Genomic DNA, 16,110 nt, shown 5'->3' on the forward strand with positions numbered 1-16,110 from the left:
GCCGGCCAGGCTCGCTACCACGTCCCCAGCACGAAGAGGTCCAACATGGCTCAGAAGTCCAAGGCGTACCGCGCCGCCGCCGAGAAGATCGAGGCGGGCAAGTTCTACAGCACCAGCGAGGCCGTCTCGGTCGCGCGTGAGACCGGCTCGAAGAAGTTCGACTCGACCGTCGAGGTCGCGCTGAAGCTCGGCGTCGACCCGCGCAAGGCCGACCAGATGGTCCGCGGCACGGTCATCCTGCCGCACGGCACGGGCAAGACCGCCCGCGTCATCGTCTTCGCCACCGGCGCCGCGGCCGAGGCCGCCATCGCCGCGGGCGCCGACGAGGTCGGTGGCGACGAGCTCATCGAGAAGGTCGCCGGCGGCTACACGTCGTTCGACTCGGCGGTCTCGACCCCCGAGCTCATGGGCAAGGTCGGTCGTCTCGGCAAGGTGCTCGGCCCCCGCGGCCTCATGCCCAACCCGAAGACCGGCACCGTCACGCCGAACGTCGCGCAGGCCGTGAACGACATCAAGGGCGGCAAGATCGAGTTCCGCGTCGACAAGCACGCCAACGTGCACTTCGTCATCGGCAAGGCCGGCTTCTCGGAAGAGCAGCTGAACACCAACCTCGACGCCGCGCTCGACGAGGTCGTCCGCCTCAAGCCGTCCTCCTCCAAGGGCCGCTACATCACCAAGGGCACGCTGTCGACGACCTTCGGTCCCGGCATCCCCCTCGACATCAACGCTTTCTAGGCGCGTCGCGAACCACCGGAGGCCGTCCTGCTCACCAGAGCAGGGCGGCCTCCGTCGTCGTCCCCGGGCGGCGTGAGCCGAGGAGGCGCGGGTGCGGCACGATGGGGAGGTGACCGTCATCGCCCGCCCCGCCACCGCCTCCGACGCCTCCCGCCTCGCCGAGGTGGCGGCCCTCACGTTCCCGCTCGCGTGCCCGCCCGGGACCCAGCTCGTCGACATCGCCCGCTTCGTCACGACCCTGCTGAGCGAGGGCGCCTTCGAGGGCTACCTGGCCGACCCGGCCCGCCGAGTCCTGCTCGTCGTCGACGACCACGACGGCGACGCGGGTGCCGAGGGTGCGGAGACCACCCTCGGCTACGCGATGGTCGTCGGCGGCGAGCCCGCCGACGCCGCGGTCGCCGCCGTCGTGCCGACCCGGCCGACGGTGGAGCTGAGCAAGTTCTACCTCGTGCCCGACCAGCACGGCAGCGGCGCGGCGGGGGTGCTCATGGGGGCCGTGCTCGACGCTGCCCGCTCGACCCGCGCCTCCTCGGCGTGGCTCGGGGTCAACCAGGAGAACGCCCGGGCCCGCGCGTTCTACGCCAAGCACGGGTTCGAGCGGGTCGGCGTGAAGCAGTTCGTCGTCGGCGCCGAGACGCACGACGACTTCGTGCTGGCCCGGACCCTCTGACGACAGCTCACTCGTCGGTGACGCGCAGCACGAGCTTGCCCCGGGTGTGCCGCTGCTCGAGCCGGCTGTGAGCGTCGGCGGCCTCGTCGAGGTCGTACACGTCGTCGACGTAGACACGGACGTCGCCCGAGTCGAGCAGGCGCGACACGATCGCCAGCGTGGCGGCGTCGGGCGCGACCGCGAAGCCCGTCGAGCGCAGGCCGGCCGCGGCGGCCTTGGGGGCGAGGGCCGCCCAGGAGGCGTGCGGGGCGTGCACGACGAGCCCGCCCGGCCGGAGGGCGGCCAGCGACCGCTCGGCGACCGCGTCGTCGTCGACGAGGTTGAGCACGACGTCGACGTCGCGGACGACCCGGTCGGCGGAGCTCGAGGCGTAGTCGACCACCTCGGCCGCGCCGAGGTCGCGCAGCCAGCCCGCGTTCCGCTCGGAGCCGGTCGCGACGACGTGCGCGCCGAAGTAGGCGGCGAACTGCACGGCGAAGTGGCCCACCCCGCCCGCGCCGGCGTTGACGAGCACGCGCTGCCCCTCGTGCGCCTTGGCCACCTCGACGACCATCCCCCACGCGGTGAGCGCGGCGAGCGGCACCCCGGCGGCCTCGACGTGCGTGAGCGAGGCGGGCTTGCGGGCGACCGACATCGCGGGGACGCTGACGTACTCGGCGTAGCTGCCGGTCGAGTGCGGGAACATCGCCATGCCGTAGACCGGGTCGCCGGGCTTCAGCGCGTGGGCGGCGTAGGGGGCCTCGACGACCACCCCGCTGAAGTCGTGGCCCAGCACCGCGGGCCAGGCGTCGGTGGCAGCGCTGTCGGGGCGGCCGGCGCGGGTGTCGGCGTCGCAGCGGTTGACGCCGGCGGCGACGACGCGGACGAGCACCTCCGACCCGACGCGGCTCGGGTACGGGACCGCGGCGGGCACGAGCTCCTCGGGTCCGCCGGTCCTCTCGATCACCATGGCACGCATCGTCGTGTGCGTCATCGGGCTCCCTGCCGCTCGGGGGAGGCGCGCGACACGGAGCCTCCCTGCTCACCTCATCGAACAGGGGCGATGTCACCGCCGTGTTTCCGCGGCGTCACCGGCGGGCAAACTCTGTCGCGCCCGGCGCCCGGACGCTACGGTGTCGGCATGACCCGCCCCGTCGCCGCCTCGCGGCCCCGCCCCGCCCCGGTCGTGGAGCTCGCGCCGCGCCTCGACGGCCCGACGGCCCGTCTCGCGGTCGTGCTGCGCGCCCTCGTCGCCCTCATGGTCGTCGTGGCCGTCTCGGCCCAGTGGTCGGCCTCGGTCGCGACGCCGGTCTACCGGTTCGTCAACTTCTTCGGGTACTTCACGATCCAGAGCAACCTGATCATGACCCTCGCGCTGGTCGTCGGCGTCGTCACGGTGGTGAGCCCCGCCGCGGCGAGCCGGTGGACGGACGGCCTCCGCGGCGCCGCGACGGCGTACATCGCCACGACGGGGGTCGTCTACAACCTCCTGCTGACCGACGCGGGGCTGGGGTCGTCGGCGTCGCTGCCGTGGGCGAGCGACGTGATGCACAAGGTCCTGCCGCTCTACGCGGTGCTCGACTGGATCGTGTTCCGCGACCGGGCCCCGATCCCGTGGTCGCGCCTCCCGCTGTTCCTCGCGTACCCGCTGGCGTGGACGATCGTGGTGCTCGTCCGCGGGCATGACTTCGTGCCGTACCCGTTCCTCGACGTGGAGCGACTGGGGGGCGGCGTCGTCGCGGCGTACTGCGTGGGCATCGCCGTCTTCATCGCCGGGGCGAGCGCCCTGGCGATCGCCGCCACGCGGTTCGCGTTCGTGCGGGTGGAGCGCCCGGCCGACGGGCCGACGGCGCGGGCTCAGCGCAGCGGGTCGTAGGGCGGCGGCTCGTACGCGCGCACGCCGGGGGCGAACGGGTCGACCGGGGCCTGCCGGGCCAGCGTGTCGAGCACCGTGTCGGCGAGGGCGACCAGACGGTGGATCTCGTCGTCGTCGCGGTCGACCCAACGGCACATCGGCACCGTGTCGAGGGGCACGAAGTCGACGTGCTGCTCCCACACGACGAGGGTGCGCTCGGCACCGAGCACGTACTGCTGCCAGAAGACCTGCCGCAGGTACGAGCGGGGGATGCTCGACCAGGCCTTCTTCGTGGTCTTGATCTCGCAGAGCTCGACGCTGCCGTCGGCCCGCACGGCGACCCCGTCGGGGGTGGCCAGGTGCCGCGGCCGGTCGAGCGCGTGGAAGAGCTTCGAGCTCGGCGCGATCGCGTGCTCGCCGAGCACCCAGCGGGCGATCTCGGGCTCGCGGGCCCGGCCGTGGTCGGTGTAGGCGTTGCCGCCGAAGCCGTTGCCGTAGAGCTTGTCGAGCACGACGGCCTGCACGGCACGGGGGCTGGAGAGGCGTGCCACGTCGGTCGCCGTGATGCCCCGGCTGCGGGCGCGGAGCCACGCGATGCGGTCGCTCGAGTCGGCGAGCACCCTCGACTCGTGAGCCGGACGCACCGGAGGCGCGGGGCGGACCGGCGCACCGGTCGCCAGGTCGTCGTCGTCGTCCCAGAGCGAGAGCATGGGCTGGACGACGGACATGCCTCCATGCTCTCACCGGACGGGCGCCGGGTGCGACACCGCGCCTCCTCGTGTCGCGTCGGGAGGCCGGGCGGGCCGGGTCAGACGGCGGCGGCCAGCTCGTCGAGGGCGGCGGGGGAGAGGGCGTGGTGGATGGCGAGCATGCCGGCGCCGATGATCGCCGCGTCGACGCCGCTGCGCGACTGCACGATGCTGAGGTGCTCGGTGGCGAGGGGCATCGAGCGCGAGTAGACGACCTCGCGGACGCCCGCGATGAGGTGCTCGCCGGCCTGCGCCATCGAGCCGCCGATCGCGATCACGGAGGGGTTGACGAGGTTCACGCAGGCGGTCAGCACCTCGCCGAGGTCGCGTCCGGCCTGGCGCACCGCCATGATCGCGTCGAGGTCGCCCCGGCGGACGAGGTCGATGACCTCGGCCCCGCCCGGCACGTCGTGGCCGACGCGGCGGAGGGCGGCCGCGACCGCCGGGCCCGAGGCGACGGCCTCGAGGCAGCCGACGTTGCCGCAGTGGCAGGGGATGCCGGCGCCGCGGGCGACCTGCACGTGGCCGATGTCGCCGGCGATGCCCTGGGCGCCGCGCTGCAGCCGACCGCCCGAGATGATGCCCGCGCCGATGCCGGTGGCGACCTTGACGAAGAGGAAGTGGTCACGGTCGGGCCACGAGCGGCTGCGCTCGCCGAGCGCCATGAGGTTGACGTCGTTGTCGACGAGCACGGGGACGTCGAGGTGACGGCGCATCCAGCCGGGCACGTCGAAGCCGTCCCAGCCGGGCATGATCGGCGGGTTGACGGGGCGGCCGGTGGCGAACTCGACCGGGCCGGGCAGGCCGATGCCCACGCCGATCAGGTCGTCGCGGCTGCGGCCGAGCTCGGCCAGGAGGGCGTCGGCCTCGGCGACGAGGAGGGACAGGACCGGCTCGGGGCCGTCGGAGACCTCGAGGGCGGTGCGGCGGCTGATCAGCTGACGTCCCATGAGGTCGGTGAGGGCCGTGCTGAGGTGGCCCGCTCCGACGTCGGCGCCGAGCACCACCCGGGCGGAGGGGATCAGGGCGACGCGCGACGGGGGGCGCCCGCCGGTCGACACGGCGTCGGCGTACGGGCCGACGAGCCCGAGCTCGCCGAGGGCCTCGAGGCGGAGGCCGACCGTCGAGCGGGCGAGCCCCGTCATGGCGGCGAGCTCGGCCCGGGTGCGCGGGAGGCCGTCGCGCAGCAGCTGGAAGAGCTCGCTGGCCCCCGTGCTGCCGAGCGCTGACGACCTCGTCGTGTCGGACATGTCGAGCAGTAAAGCACAAGCGGAGGCGACGATCGAGACAAGGGCGGCGATCGGCGACGACTTTTGCTTGCGCTCCGACAGAAGTGGTCCTATCGTCGGTCTCGATCGACGGCGATCGGCTCCCGTACGGGGGTGGACAGGTCGTCACGCCAGCCACTCGACAAGGGAGTCCCCCAGGTGACATCACCGATCTCGGTCCAGCTCTACACGGTCAGGGAGGCCATCGCGGCCGACCTCCCCGGCACCCTCCAGCGCCTCGCCGACATCGGCTACACGCAGGTCGAGCCCTGGGGCTTCGTCGAGCGGGTCGAGGAGTACGCGACGGCCCTGCCGGCGGCCGGGCTCACCGCGCCGAGCGCCCACGCGAAGCTCGTCGGGCAGGACCTCGAGCCGATCTTCGCCGCCGCGACGCGGCTCGGCGTCGGCACCGTGATCGACCCGCACGTCGACGAGACGCGCTGGGTCACGCGCGAGGACGTCGAGGAGATCGCGGCCGAGCTCGGCCGCATCTCGGACGCCGCCGCCGAGCACGGCCTCTCGGTGGGGTACCACAACCACGCGTTCGAGCTGGAGAACCTCATCGACGGCACCCCCGCGCTCGAGGTGTTCGCCGCCGCGCTGCCGAAGGGCGTCGTGCTCGAGGTCGACACCTACTGGGTCGAGGTCGGCGGCGTCGGCGCCGCCGAGCTGCTCGCCCGCCTCGGTGACCAGGTGCAGTTCCTGCACGTCAAGGACGGCCCCAAGACCATGGACGACACCGAGCAGGTGGCCGTGGGCAAGGGCACGATGCCCGTCCGTGACATCCTCCGCGCGGCTCCCCAGGCGCTCGCGGTCGTCGAGCTCGACGACCACGCGGGCGACGTCTTCACGGCGCTGCGCGACAGCTTCACGTACCTCGACGGCGTGCGGGCATGACCGACACGGCCACGAGCACGACGAGCGCCTCCCCGCGCACGGGGCGCGTCGGGGTCGGCCTGATCGGCGCCGGGGTCATCAGCGACCAGTACCTCGGCAACCTCACGACTTTCCCCGACCTCGAGGTGCTGTTCGTCGCCGACCTCGACCTCGAGCGCGCCGCGGCCCAGGCCGAGAAGTGGGGCGTGCCCGCCAGCGGCACCGTCGACGAGCTGCTCGCCCGCGACGACGTCGAGATCGTCGTCAACCTCACCATCCCGGCCGCCCACGTCGAGGTCGCCCTCGCCGCGGTCGCGGCGGGCAAGCACGTCTGGGGCGAGAAGCCCTACGCGCTCGACCGCGAGAGCGGCTCGCGCCTCGCCGAGGCCGCGCGGGCCGCGGGGGTCCGGGTGGCGGTCGCCCCCGACACCATCCTGGGCTCCGGCATCCAGACCGGCCTCCGGGCCGTGCGTCGCGGTGACATCGGCACGCCCCTCACGGGCCTCGCGCTCTTCCAGGTGCCCGGCCCCGAGTCGTGGCACCCGAGCCCGGAGTTCCTCTTCGCCCACGGCGCGGGCCCGATGTTCGACGTCGGTCCGTATTACCTCACCACCCTCGTCCAGGTCTTCGGCCCGGTGGCCAAGGTGACGGCGACGTCCTCGAAGGCCCGCGAGACGCGGGTCATCGGCTCCGGCCCGAAGGCGGGCACCGAGTTCCCCGTCGAGGTGCCGACGCACGTGAGCGCGCTCCTGCAGTTCGAGAGCGGGGCGAGCGCGCAGGCCGTCTTCAGCTTCGACTCGAAGCTCGCCCGAGCCGGCTTCGTCGAGATCGCGGGCACCGAGGGCACCGCCGTGTTCCCCGACCCCAACATGTTCGACGGCGACACGGTCCTGCACACCGGCGGCGAGGAGACGACGGTCGTGCCGGCCAGCGGGACGACGTCGACCCGCGGCACCGGCGTGGCCGAGCTGGCGCAGGCGATCCGCGAGGGACGTCGCGAGCGCGTGCCGGGCGAGCTCGCCTTCCACGTGCTCGACGTCATGGTCTCGCTCGCCGAGTCGGCCGAGCGCGACGAGAGCGTGCGCGTCGAGTCGAGCCTCGAGCCGACCGACGAGCTGCCCGAGGACTGGGACCCGACGGTCGCCACCCTCACCTGAGTCGTCGTGGGCCGGCCCGACCGGCCGGCCCGCGCGGGGCACCGCCCCACCCCCACCCGTCCACCCCACCGAGAAGCACCACAGCAGCACAGCACCTCCACCCGCTCGAAGAAGAGTCATCTCGAAGATGAGACACCAGGAGAAGCCATGAACACGAAGTTCCGTTGGGTCGCAGCCCTCGCCGTCGGCGTCGTCGCCGCCGGCTCCATGACCGCCTGCTCCGCCTCCGGCGGCAGCGGCGACAGCGACACCATCACCTACTGGGCCAGCAACCAGGCCCCCACGGTCGAGCGCGACGCCGAGATCCTGCAGGAGTCGATCGACCGCTACACGGAGGAGACCGGGGTGAAGGTCGACCTCGAGGTCATCCCGTGGTCCGACCTCTACAACCGCATCCTCACGGCCGTCTCGAGCGGCGAGGGCCCCGACGTCCTCAACATCGGCAACACGTGGGCCGTGTCGCTGCAGTCGAGCGGCGCCTTCGTGCCGTGGGAGGGCGAGGCCCTCGACGAGATCGGCGGCCAGGACCGCTTCGTGCAGTCGAGCTTCGCCACCGGCGGCGCCGAGGGCCAGGCCCCGACCTCCGTGCCGATCTACGGCCTGTCGTACTCGCTGTACTACAACACGAAGATGTTCGAGGAGGCCGGCATCACCGCGCCCCCCGCCACGTGGGAGGAGTTCGTCGACGACGCCAAGAAGCTGACGAAGGACACCGACGGAGACGGTCAGACCGACCAGTGGGGCGTCACGATGGCCGGCTCCAGCATCTCGAACAACGCCCACCAGGCGTTCGTCCGCGGCCTGCAGAACGGCGGCTCGCTCTACGACGACGACGGCAACCCCGACTTCGGCAACGACGGCGTCGTGGCCGGAGTCAAGGAGTGGGTCGACCTGATGGCCGTCGACAAGGTGGTCTCGCCCTCCGACGCCGAGAGCGTCAACGGCTCCGACATGGCGGCGACCTTCGCCGAGGGCCAGGCCGCGATGTTCTTCGACCAGGCTCCCGGCGACAACCTGAAGCAGCGGGGCTTCACCGACTACGCGGCCGCGCCGGTGCCGATGGAGACCGCCGACGCGACGGGCCTCCTGGGCACCCAGAGCCACGTCGCCGGCATCAACGTCAGCGTGTTCGAGAACAGCGACAACAAGGACGCCGCGATCGACTTCGTCAAGCACCTGACGAGCGACGACGAGCAGAAGTACCTCAACGAGTCGTTCGGCTCGCTGCCCGTCGTGACCGGCGCCTACGACGACCCGGCCTTCCAGACCGACGTCATCAAGCTGAAGCAGACGATCCTCGAGGACCACGCCCAGCCCATGCCCCTCTACCCCTCCGAGGGACAGATGGAGACCCTGGTCGGCACCGCGATCAAGGACCTCCTCGCCACCGCAGCCCAGGGCGGCTCCGTCAGCGAGGCCGACGTCAAGTCGGCCCTCGAGGACGCGAACAGCCAGATGAGCACGGGTCAGTAACCCGTCCCACCGCGCGGGGACCCGCCCGGACGTCGGCGCCAGACGCCGTCGGCCGGGCGGGCCCCCTCACCCCGCTCGAGAGGACCCCTCATGACCGTCAACGTCCTGCCCCCCGCCTCCGCCGAGAAGCAGTCGGCACCCGACCCCCACCAGCTCGCCCCGGTCGAGCCCGCGAAGCGGAAGAAGCACCGCTCGCCGCTCGCCTACTTCCTCGTCGCCCCGGCCGCGCTCGCCGAGCTGCTCGTGCACATCATCCCGATGGTGCTCGGCGTCTGGATCGCGTTCATCACGCTCAACCAGCTCAGCATCGCGAACTGGGTGAACGCGCCGTTCGTCGGCCTCCAGAACTTCGTCACCGCGCTCGACCCCAGCTCGCCGATCGCCGGCCAGCTCTACGGCGCGCTCGGCCGCACCCTGCTGTTCACCGTCATCGTGGTGGCCATCGCGTGGAGCATGGGCATGCTCGGCGCCGTGCTGCTGACGAGCTCGTTCAAGGGCCGCGGCATCCTCCGCACGCTCTTCCTCGTGCCCTACGCGCTGCCGTCCTACGTCGGCACCATCGCCTGGGCCTTCATGTTCAACCAGCGCGACGGGGCGATCAACCGCTTCCTCGTGGACGACCTGGGCATCCTCCAGGACCGCCCCTTCTGGCTGCTCGGCGGCAACTCCTTCTGGGCGATCGTCATCGTGACGGCGTGGCAGTTCTGGCCGTTCGCCTTCCTCATGCTCCTCGCGGCGCTGCAGAACATCCCCGGCGACGTCTACGAGGCCGCCAGCCTCGACGGCGCCAGCCTCTGGAAGCAGTTCACGCAGATCACGCTGCCCATGGTGAAGCCGGCGAACGCCGTGCTGCTGCTCATCATGAGCCTCTGGATCTTCAACCAGTTCAACGTGCCCTACGTGCTCTTCGGGCCGGCCTCGCCCGAACAGGCGACCCTCATCTCGCCGCTCATCTACCAGCAGTCGTTCAACAACTGGAACTTCGGCCTGGGCGGAGCGATGAGCGTCATGCTCCTCGTCGTCCTGCTGATCGCCTCGGCGTTCTACATCCGCATGGTTCTCCCGAAGGGACAGCACGACAATGATTGAGACCCGCGGCTTCAAGATCTTCCGGTTCTTCGGGCTGGCCTTCCTGTCGATCGTCGTCATCATCCCGCTGTACGTGGTGCTGACGACCTCGATCAAGCCGCTCGCGGACGTCCAGGGGCTCTTCACCTGGATCCCGACGCGCGTCACCCTCGAGCCCTACGTCCAGATCTGGCAGACGGTGCCCCTGGCGTCGTACTTCAAGAACAGCCTCATCGTGACGGTGTCGGCGACGATCCTCTCGGTGGCCATGGCCGTCCTGGCGGCGTACTCGCTGGCGCGCATGCGGTTCCGCGGCCAGCGGAGCTTCAGCCTGGTCGTGCTGTCGACGCAGATGTTCCCCGGCATCCTGTTCCTGCTGCCGCTGTTCCTCATCTTCGTGCAGATCCAGCGCACGGTCGGCGTGCAGCTCACCGGCAGCTACCTCGGCCTGATCATCACCTACATGACGTTCTCGCTGCCGTTCTCCATCTGGATGCTCACGGGGTACTTCGCCTCGATCCCGAAGGAGCTGGAGGAGGCGTCGATGATCGACGGCACCGGTCGCCTCGGCGCCCTGTTCCGCGTCATCATCCCCGTCGCGAAGCCCGGCATCATCGCCGTCGCGGTCTACGCCTTCATCACGGCGTGGGGCGAGGTGCTGTTCGCCTCGGTGCTGACCAGCAAGGACACCCGCACGCTCTCGATCGGCCTGCGCGCGTACGCGTCGCAGCAGGACGTGTACTGGAACCAGCTGATGGCCGCCTCGGTGGTCGTGTCGCTGCCGGTGCTGATCGGGTTCATGCTCGTGCAGAAGCACCTCATCACCGGCCTCTCGTCGGGCGCGGTGAAGTAGCCCCGGCACCACACCCCGGCACCGCGGACGGCGGCGGCGACCTCGGTCGTCGTCGCCGTCCGCGTGGGCGAGGATGACGTGATCCCACGCGAGAGGACCCCATGAGCGCCAGCACCCGGCCCGTCACCCTGTTCACCGGCCAGTGGGCCGACCTGCCCCTGGAGGAGGTCGCCCGCCTCGCGGCCGGCTGGGGCTACGACGGCCTCGAGATCGCGGCGTCGGGCGACCACCTCGACCTCGAGCGGGCCGACGCCGACCCGGCCTACCTGCGCGGCCGGCTCGAGATCCTCGACCGTCACGGGCTCGGCGTCTGGGCGATCTCGAACCACCTCACCGGGCAGGCGGTCTGCGACGACCCGATCGACTTCCGCCACCAGGCCATCCTCCGGCCGTCGACGTGGGGGGACGGCGAGCCCGAGGGCGTCCGGAGGCGCGCGGCGGCCGACATGCAGCGCGCGGCCCGCGTGGCCCGCCGCATGGGCGTCGACACCGTCGTCGGCTTCACGGGCTCGTCGATCTGGCCGTACGTGGCGATGTTCCCGCCCGTGCCGGAGAGCGTCGTCGACGCCGGGTACGACGACTTCGCCGACCGTTGGAACCCGATCCTCGACGTCTTCGACGACGAAGGGGTCCGGTTCGCGCTCGAGGTGCACCCGAGCGAGATCGCCTACGACCACTGGACGAGCGTCCGGGCCCTCGAGGCGATCGGCCACCGACCGGCGTTCGGCTTCAACTGGGACCCGTCCCACCTGCTCTGGCAGGGCGTCGACACCGTCGGCTTCATCGTCGACTTCGCCGACCGCATCCACCACGTCGACTGCAAGGACACCCGCGTGCGGCCCGCCAACGGCCGCTCGGGCCTGCTCGGCTCGCACCTGCCGTGGGGCGACCCGCGTCGCCGGTGGGACTTCGTCTCCACGGGACACGGCGACGTCGACTGGGAGAGCGCCTTCCGAGCCCTCGACTCGATCGGCTACGACGGACCGATCTCGGTCGAGTGGGAGGACGCCGGCATGGACCGCCTCCACGGGGCGCCCGAGGCGCTGGCCCACGTGCGCTCGCTGCTCTGGGACCGGCCGCGCGCCTCCTTCGACGCGGCCTTCCGGCAGCAGCAGACCGACCGGTGACGGGCGCGTCGCCCGCGTCGGCGGGCCAGACTGGCGGCATGCCCCGCACGCTCCTGCCCGGCCGGTCCAGCCGCCTGCTCGTCGTCGACCCCGCGACCGGCCACGCCGAGGTCGTGCTCGAGAGCCGTCGGCTGCTCGTCGAGGCCCCGAACTGGAGCCCCGACGGCCGCTGGCTCGTCGTCAACGGCGACGGGCTGCTCTGGCGGGTGCCGGCCGACGCCCGGGGCGTCGACGAGTCGGCGCTCGAGCCCGTCGCGATGGGCGACGTGCCCGAGATCAACAACGACCACGTCGTCGTCCCCGACCAGTCCGCGATCGTCGTGAGCGCCCGCGACGGCCACCTGTACGAGGTGCCCTGGGCCGGGGTCGCGCCGGGCGGGGCCGCACGGCGCGTGACCCGCGAGCACCCCGCGGGGCGCTCGTACAAGAACTACCTGCACGGGGTGTCGCCCGACGGCCGCACCCTCAGCGTCGTCGTCGGCGCCCTGCCGACCGCCGTCGCCGACCCCCGGGACGAGGAGGCGCGGGCCGCCTGGCGGACGGACGTCGCGCTGGTCTCGCGGTCCGACGGCACCACCACCCCCGTCACCGCCGACGACCACCCCGACGACGGGCCGGAGTTCTCGCCCGACGGGCGCTGGCTCTGGTGGAACTCGGAGCGGGCCTCGGTCGCGCCGGGCCACGCGCAGCTCTTCCGCGCGCCGGCCGACGGCAGCGGGCAGCCCGTGCAGGTGACGAGCGGGCCGCGGGTCGACTGGTTCCCGCACGTGTCGCCCGACGGCCGCGCCCTGCTCTGGATCAGCTACGACCCCGGCACCACCGGCCACCCGGAGGACCGCGACGTCGTGCTGCACGTGCTGCCGCTCGGCGACGACGGCCTGCCGGCCGAGGGCGCCGTGCCGCGCGACGTGCTGCGGACGGTCGGGGGCCAGGGCACGATCAACGTGCCGTGCTGGGCCCCCGACTCGGCGCGCTTCGCCTGCGCCGACTACCCGCGGGGCTGACCGGCGGCCTCGACCTCGCGCACCTGGCCGTCCTCCAGGTGCAGGCGGCGCTCGGCGCGCCGGGCGACCGACGAGTCGTGCGTCACGATCACGAGGGTCAGCCCCCGCTCGCGCCAGGCGGCCTCGAGCAGGTCCATGATCTCGTCCCGGGTCGCCTCGTCGAGCGCCCCCGTCGGCTCGTCGGCGAGCAGCACCGCGGGCTCGGTGACGAGGGCGCGGGCGACGGCGACGCGCTGCTGCTGGCCGCCCGACAGCTCGGCGGGCCGGTGGTCGGCCCGGTCGCCGAGCCCGACGGACGCGAGGGCCTCCGCCGACCGGCGTCGCCTCTCGTCCCTCGGCACCGAGCCGTCGGCGAACGCCGTCTCGACGTTCTCGGCGGCCGTCAGCGTCGGGATGAGGTTGAACCCCTGGAAGACGAACCCGATGCGCCGGGCCCGCGCCGCCGTCAGCGCTCGGTCGCCCGCGGCCGACAGGTCGTCGTCGCCGAGGCGCACCGTGCCGGAGGTGGGCCGGTCGAGCGCCCCGAGCATCTGCAGCAGGGTCGACTTGCCGCCGCCCGTGGGGCCCTGGATCGCGACCATCTGACCGGCCGGGATCTCGAGGTCGACGCCCGACAGGGCCGTCACCGTGCGCGTGCCCTGCCGGTAGGTCTTCGTGACGTCGGTGAGCGTGTACATGGGCGTGCCTCCGGGGGCGGTGGTGGGGTCGGTCGTGGGGGAGGGGAAGGGCGACGAGGAGGCGCGGGAACGGTCGTCGAGACCGGTCGCCCCGCCCGGCACCGCGGTCACGCGACGCTCCGCAGCGCCTCGGCCGGACGGAGCCGCGAGGCCCGCCAGCCGCCGATCGCGCCGGCGAGCAGCCCGCCGAGGAGGGCGAGGCCGACCGCGACGACGATGATCGGCACCGACACGGGCACGTGCAGCACGACGTCGGTCGTCGCCTGGGCGACCTGCTGGCCGAAGCCGCCGCCCGCCGCGCCCGCGGCCGCGGTGCCGGCCGCGTCGGCGGCACCGCCGCCGGGACCGCCGCCCGGCCCGCCGGTGGTCGTCGCCGCAGCCGACAGCGTCGGCGCGACGAGGTTCACGACGAGGATGCCGACGAGGCCGGCCGCGACGCCGACGACCCCGCCCACGAGGCCCTGCACGAGCGACTCGCCCGCCACCTGGCGGGTGATGCGGGCGTTGCTCCAGCCGATGGCCTTGAGGGTGCCGAACTCCCGGGTGCGACGGCCGACGCCGGAGACTGTGAAGAGGATCGCGAGCAGGAACGCCGCGGCCAGGACGACCACGGAGAGCCAGGTGCCGAGGCTCGAGACGAGCCCCGAGGCGGTCGACAGCGAGCCCGAGACGCTCGCGGCGAGGTCGGACTGCGTGCTGACCGTGGCGTCGGGCAGCGCGGTCTCGAGGTCGCTCGCGACCGCGTCGACGTCGGAGGCGCTCGCCGCGGTGACGTAGATGTCGCTGACCTGGCCGGTGAGGCCGCTCACGGTCTGGGCGGTGTCGAGGGGCACGTACGTGTCGGCCGCGGTCGCCGCGTCGGACGAGGTGGAGCCGACGACGCCGATGACCGTGAAGTCGGTGCCGCCGACGGCGAGCACGTCGCCGACCGCGAGCTCGGCGCTCGTCGCGTAGGCCTGGTCGAGCACGACCACGTCCGTGCCGGCGTCGTCCGCCGTGAAGGTGCGGCCGTCGACGAGCGCGACGCTCGTCAGCGGGCCGACCGCGTCGGCGGCGACGTCGACGCCGTCGACGGAGAACGAGTCGACGCCGAACGAGCTGCCGCCCGCGCCGTCGGCGCCCCCGGACGGCGGACCGGCCTGCGTGCCGTCGGTGGTGCCCGTGCCGTCGTCGGTGCCGGTCCCGGGGGCCGTGCCCGCGCCTCCGGCGGTCTGCGACTGGTCGGGCAGGGTGCCCGAGAAGGTCGACGACTCGAGGCTGAGGGTGGCGGTGGCGGCGGAGACCCCGTCGACGCCCTGGACGGTCGCGAGGGCGCTCGCGTCGAACGTGGCGGTGCCCCGCGCGGCCGAGAGCGTGCTCTGCGCGACCTCGGTGCTGCCGTCGCTGGTGGCGCCGTCGTCGGCGCCGAACGAGAACTGCTGGCCGGGGCCGCCCGCGCCGGGCTCGGCGGCCTGGGTGACGGTGACGTCGGTGCCGACGCCGTAGACGGACGCGAGAACGGACGACTGGGCGCTGCGGACGCCCGCCGAGACGCCGGCGACGATGATGACGAGGGCGATGGCGAGTGCCATGCCGATCGCCACCACGGCGGTCTGCTTGCGTCTGCCGCTCAGCTCGCGGGACAGGTAGGTCAGGAACATGGGACGGGTCTCCTCGGCGGTGGTGCAGGGTCGGGGGGCGCGGCGGGTGCCGACACCGGGAGACCGTAGGGAGGACGTCGATGGGCCCGCCATGGAGCGGCTATGAGGACGTCATGAAGGTCGCGGCTCACGCATGGTCGAGCCACAGGTCGCTCATAGGGAACTCTCGATACTTGGACTCGTGACCACTTCGACCTCCGCCCCCGCCGCCGCCCCGAGGCTCACCCGGGCCGACGGATCGCCCCTCCGAGTCCTCGTCGTCGACGACGAGAACAGCCTCACCGACCTGCTCTCGATGGCCCTCCGCTACGAGGGGTGGGACGTCAAGGCCGCGAACGACGGCCAGGGCGCCCTCGCCCTCGCCCGCGAGTTCGGCCCCGACGCGATCGTGCTCGACTGGATGCTGCCCGACATCGACGGCATGCAGGTGCTCGGCCGGCTGCGCCAGGGCGGCGACGACACGCCGATCCTCTTCCTCACGGCGAAGGACTCCGTCGAGGACCGCGTCTCCGGGCTCACGGCCGGCGGCGACGACTACGTCACGAAGCCGTTCTCCCTCGAAGAGGTCGTGGCGCGCCTCCGCGGGCTGATCCGCCGCTCGGCCTCGGCCGTCAGCGAGAGCAGCGACTCGCGCATCGTCGTCGGCGACCTCGTGCTCGACGAGGAGAGCTACGAGGTCTCCCGCGCGGGCCGCGAGATCGAGCTCACCGCGACCGAGTTCGAGCTGCTGCGCTTCCTCATGCGCAACCCGCGCCGCGTGCTGAGCAAGGCGCAGATCCTCGACCGGGTGTGGAGCTACGACTTCGGCGGCAAGTCGAGCGTCGTCGAGATCTACATCTCGTACCTGCGCAAGAAGATCGACGCGGGCGAAGAGGCGATGATCCACACCGTGCGCGGCGTGGGCTACGTCATCAAGCCGACGTCGTGAGCAGCGCCTCGCCCGGGCGGGCGGGGGCACGACTCGCGAGCCTGGGGAGGC

Annotated in this window: 16 protein-coding genes; 11 read left to right on the forward strand and 5 right to left on the reverse strand. The window is 72.7% G+C overall.

All coding sequences use genetic code 11. The annotated features are described in order from the left end of the window. Positions 1-45: 45 nt before the first annotated feature. Together rplA and EDF38_RS03860 are read left to right on the forward strand one after the other, a co-directional pair. Positions 46-735: a 50S ribosomal protein L1 gene (gene rplA, locus EDF38_RS03855; RefSeq protein ID WP_123354061.1), complete on the forward strand. Its 690-nt coding sequence runs from the start codon at positions 46-48 to the stop codon at positions 733-735. Between the two features lie 109 nt (positions 736-844). After that, positions 845-1,405, forward strand: coding sequence for a GNAT family N-acetyltransferase (locus EDF38_RS03860; protein ID WP_123354062.1), 561 nt, complete (start codon positions 845-847; stop codon positions 1,403-1,405). Positions 1,406-1,412: 7 nt separating this feature from the next. Here the strand turns inward: EDF38_RS03860 and EDF38_RS03865 are convergent, their stop codons facing one another. After that, entirely contained in the window at positions 1,413-2,354 is a 942-nt protein-coding gene (locus EDF38_RS03865) for an NADP-dependent oxidoreductase (RefSeq protein WP_370275516.1), read from the reverse strand. A 171-nt stretch (positions 2,355-2,525) separates the two neighbouring features. Here EDF38_RS03865 and EDF38_RS03870 point away from each other — a divergent pair, with 171 nt between their 5' ends. Continuing rightward, positions 2,526-3,260, forward strand: a complete 735-nt coding sequence (locus tag EDF38_RS03870; RefSeq protein WP_123354063.1) for a Pr6Pr family membrane protein — start codon at positions 2,526-2,528, stop codon at positions 3,258-3,260. On the opposite strand, the gene EDF38_RS03875 is transcribed toward EDF38_RS03870, so the two are convergent. Further along, complete coding sequence (locus EDF38_RS03875; protein ID WP_233572193.1) at positions 3,242-3,967, reverse strand: YqaJ viral recombinase family protein; 726 nt, start codon at positions 3,965-3,967, stop codon at positions 3,242-3,244. The two genes, EDF38_RS03870 and EDF38_RS03875, sit on opposite strands and share 19 nt — an antisense overlap. A gap of 80 nt (positions 3,968-4,047) precedes the next feature. Then, on the reverse strand, positions 4,048-5,238 hold the full coding sequence (locus EDF38_RS03880) for an ROK family transcriptional regulator (RefSeq protein WP_123354064.1): 1,191 nt from the start codon (positions 5,236-5,238) through the stop codon (positions 4,048-4,050). Positions 5,239-5,415: 177 nt separating this feature from the next. Here EDF38_RS03880 and EDF38_RS03885 point away from each other — a divergent pair, with 177 nt between their 5' ends. From EDF38_RS03885 to EDF38_RS03915, 7 genes are all read left to right on the forward strand, one after another. Continuing rightward, entirely contained in the window at positions 5,416-6,153 is a 738-nt protein-coding gene (locus EDF38_RS03885) for a sugar phosphate isomerase/epimerase (protein ID WP_123354065.1), read from the forward strand. After that, positions 6,150-7,289 (forward strand): Gfo/Idh/MocA family protein, encoded by a 1,140-nt coding sequence (locus EDF38_RS03890; protein ID WP_123354066.1) that lies wholly within the window; start codon positions 6,150-6,152, stop codon positions 7,287-7,289. The genes EDF38_RS03885 and EDF38_RS03890 overlap by 4 nt, the downstream gene beginning before the upstream one ends. 147 nt (positions 7,290-7,436) lie before the next feature. Beyond that, positions 7,437-8,762, forward strand: a complete 1,326-nt coding sequence (locus EDF38_RS03895) for a sugar ABC transporter substrate-binding protein (RefSeq protein ID WP_123354067.1) — start codon at positions 7,437-7,439, stop codon at positions 8,760-8,762. Between the two features lie 90 nt (positions 8,763-8,852). After that, entirely contained in the window at positions 8,853-9,851 is a 999-nt protein-coding gene (locus tag EDF38_RS03900) for a carbohydrate ABC transporter permease (RefSeq protein WP_123354068.1), read from the forward strand. After that, complete coding sequence (locus EDF38_RS03905; RefSeq protein ID WP_123354069.1) at positions 9,844-10,683, forward strand: carbohydrate ABC transporter permease; 840 nt, start codon at positions 9,844-9,846, stop codon at positions 10,681-10,683. Before EDF38_RS03900 ends, EDF38_RS03905 begins: the two co-directional genes overlap by 8 nt. A 101-nt stretch (positions 10,684-10,784) precedes the next feature. Beyond that, complete coding sequence (locus EDF38_RS03910; protein WP_123354070.1) at positions 10,785-11,810, forward strand: sugar phosphate isomerase/epimerase; 1,026 nt, start codon at positions 10,785-10,787, stop codon at positions 11,808-11,810. A gap of 38 nt (positions 11,811-11,848) precedes the next feature. After that, on the forward strand, positions 11,849-12,814 hold the full coding sequence (locus EDF38_RS03915; RefSeq protein ID WP_123355009.1) for a PD40 domain-containing protein: 966 nt from the start codon (positions 11,849-11,851) through the stop codon (positions 12,812-12,814). On the opposite strand, the gene EDF38_RS03920 is transcribed toward EDF38_RS03915, so the two are convergent. Continuing rightward, the gene (locus EDF38_RS03920) at positions 12,799-13,491 is read right to left on the reverse strand and encodes an ABC transporter ATP-binding protein (protein ID WP_123355010.1); all 693 of its coding nucleotides are present in this window, start codon (positions 13,489-13,491) and stop codon (positions 12,799-12,801) included. The two genes, EDF38_RS03915 and EDF38_RS03920, sit on opposite strands and share 16 nt — an antisense overlap. Before the next feature lie 107 nt (positions 13,492-13,598). Then, a complete protein-coding gene (locus EDF38_RS03925) occupies positions 13,599-15,131 on the reverse strand; it encodes an ABC transporter permease (protein ID WP_123354071.1) in 1,533 nt (510 codons plus the stop codon). Between the two features lie 133 nt (positions 15,132-15,264). On the opposite strand from EDF38_RS03925, the gene EDF38_RS03930 reads away from it, so the two are divergent. After that, positions 15,265-16,059, forward strand: coding sequence for a response regulator transcription factor (locus EDF38_RS03930; protein WP_123354072.1), 795 nt, complete (start codon positions 15,265-15,267; stop codon positions 16,057-16,059). Positions 16,060-16,110: the final 51 nt, after the last annotated feature.

This window comes from Frigoribacterium sp. PhB160 (assembly GCF_003751785.1).
Lineage (GTDB): Bacteria > Actinomycetota > Actinomycetes > Actinomycetales > Microbacteriaceae > Frigoribacterium.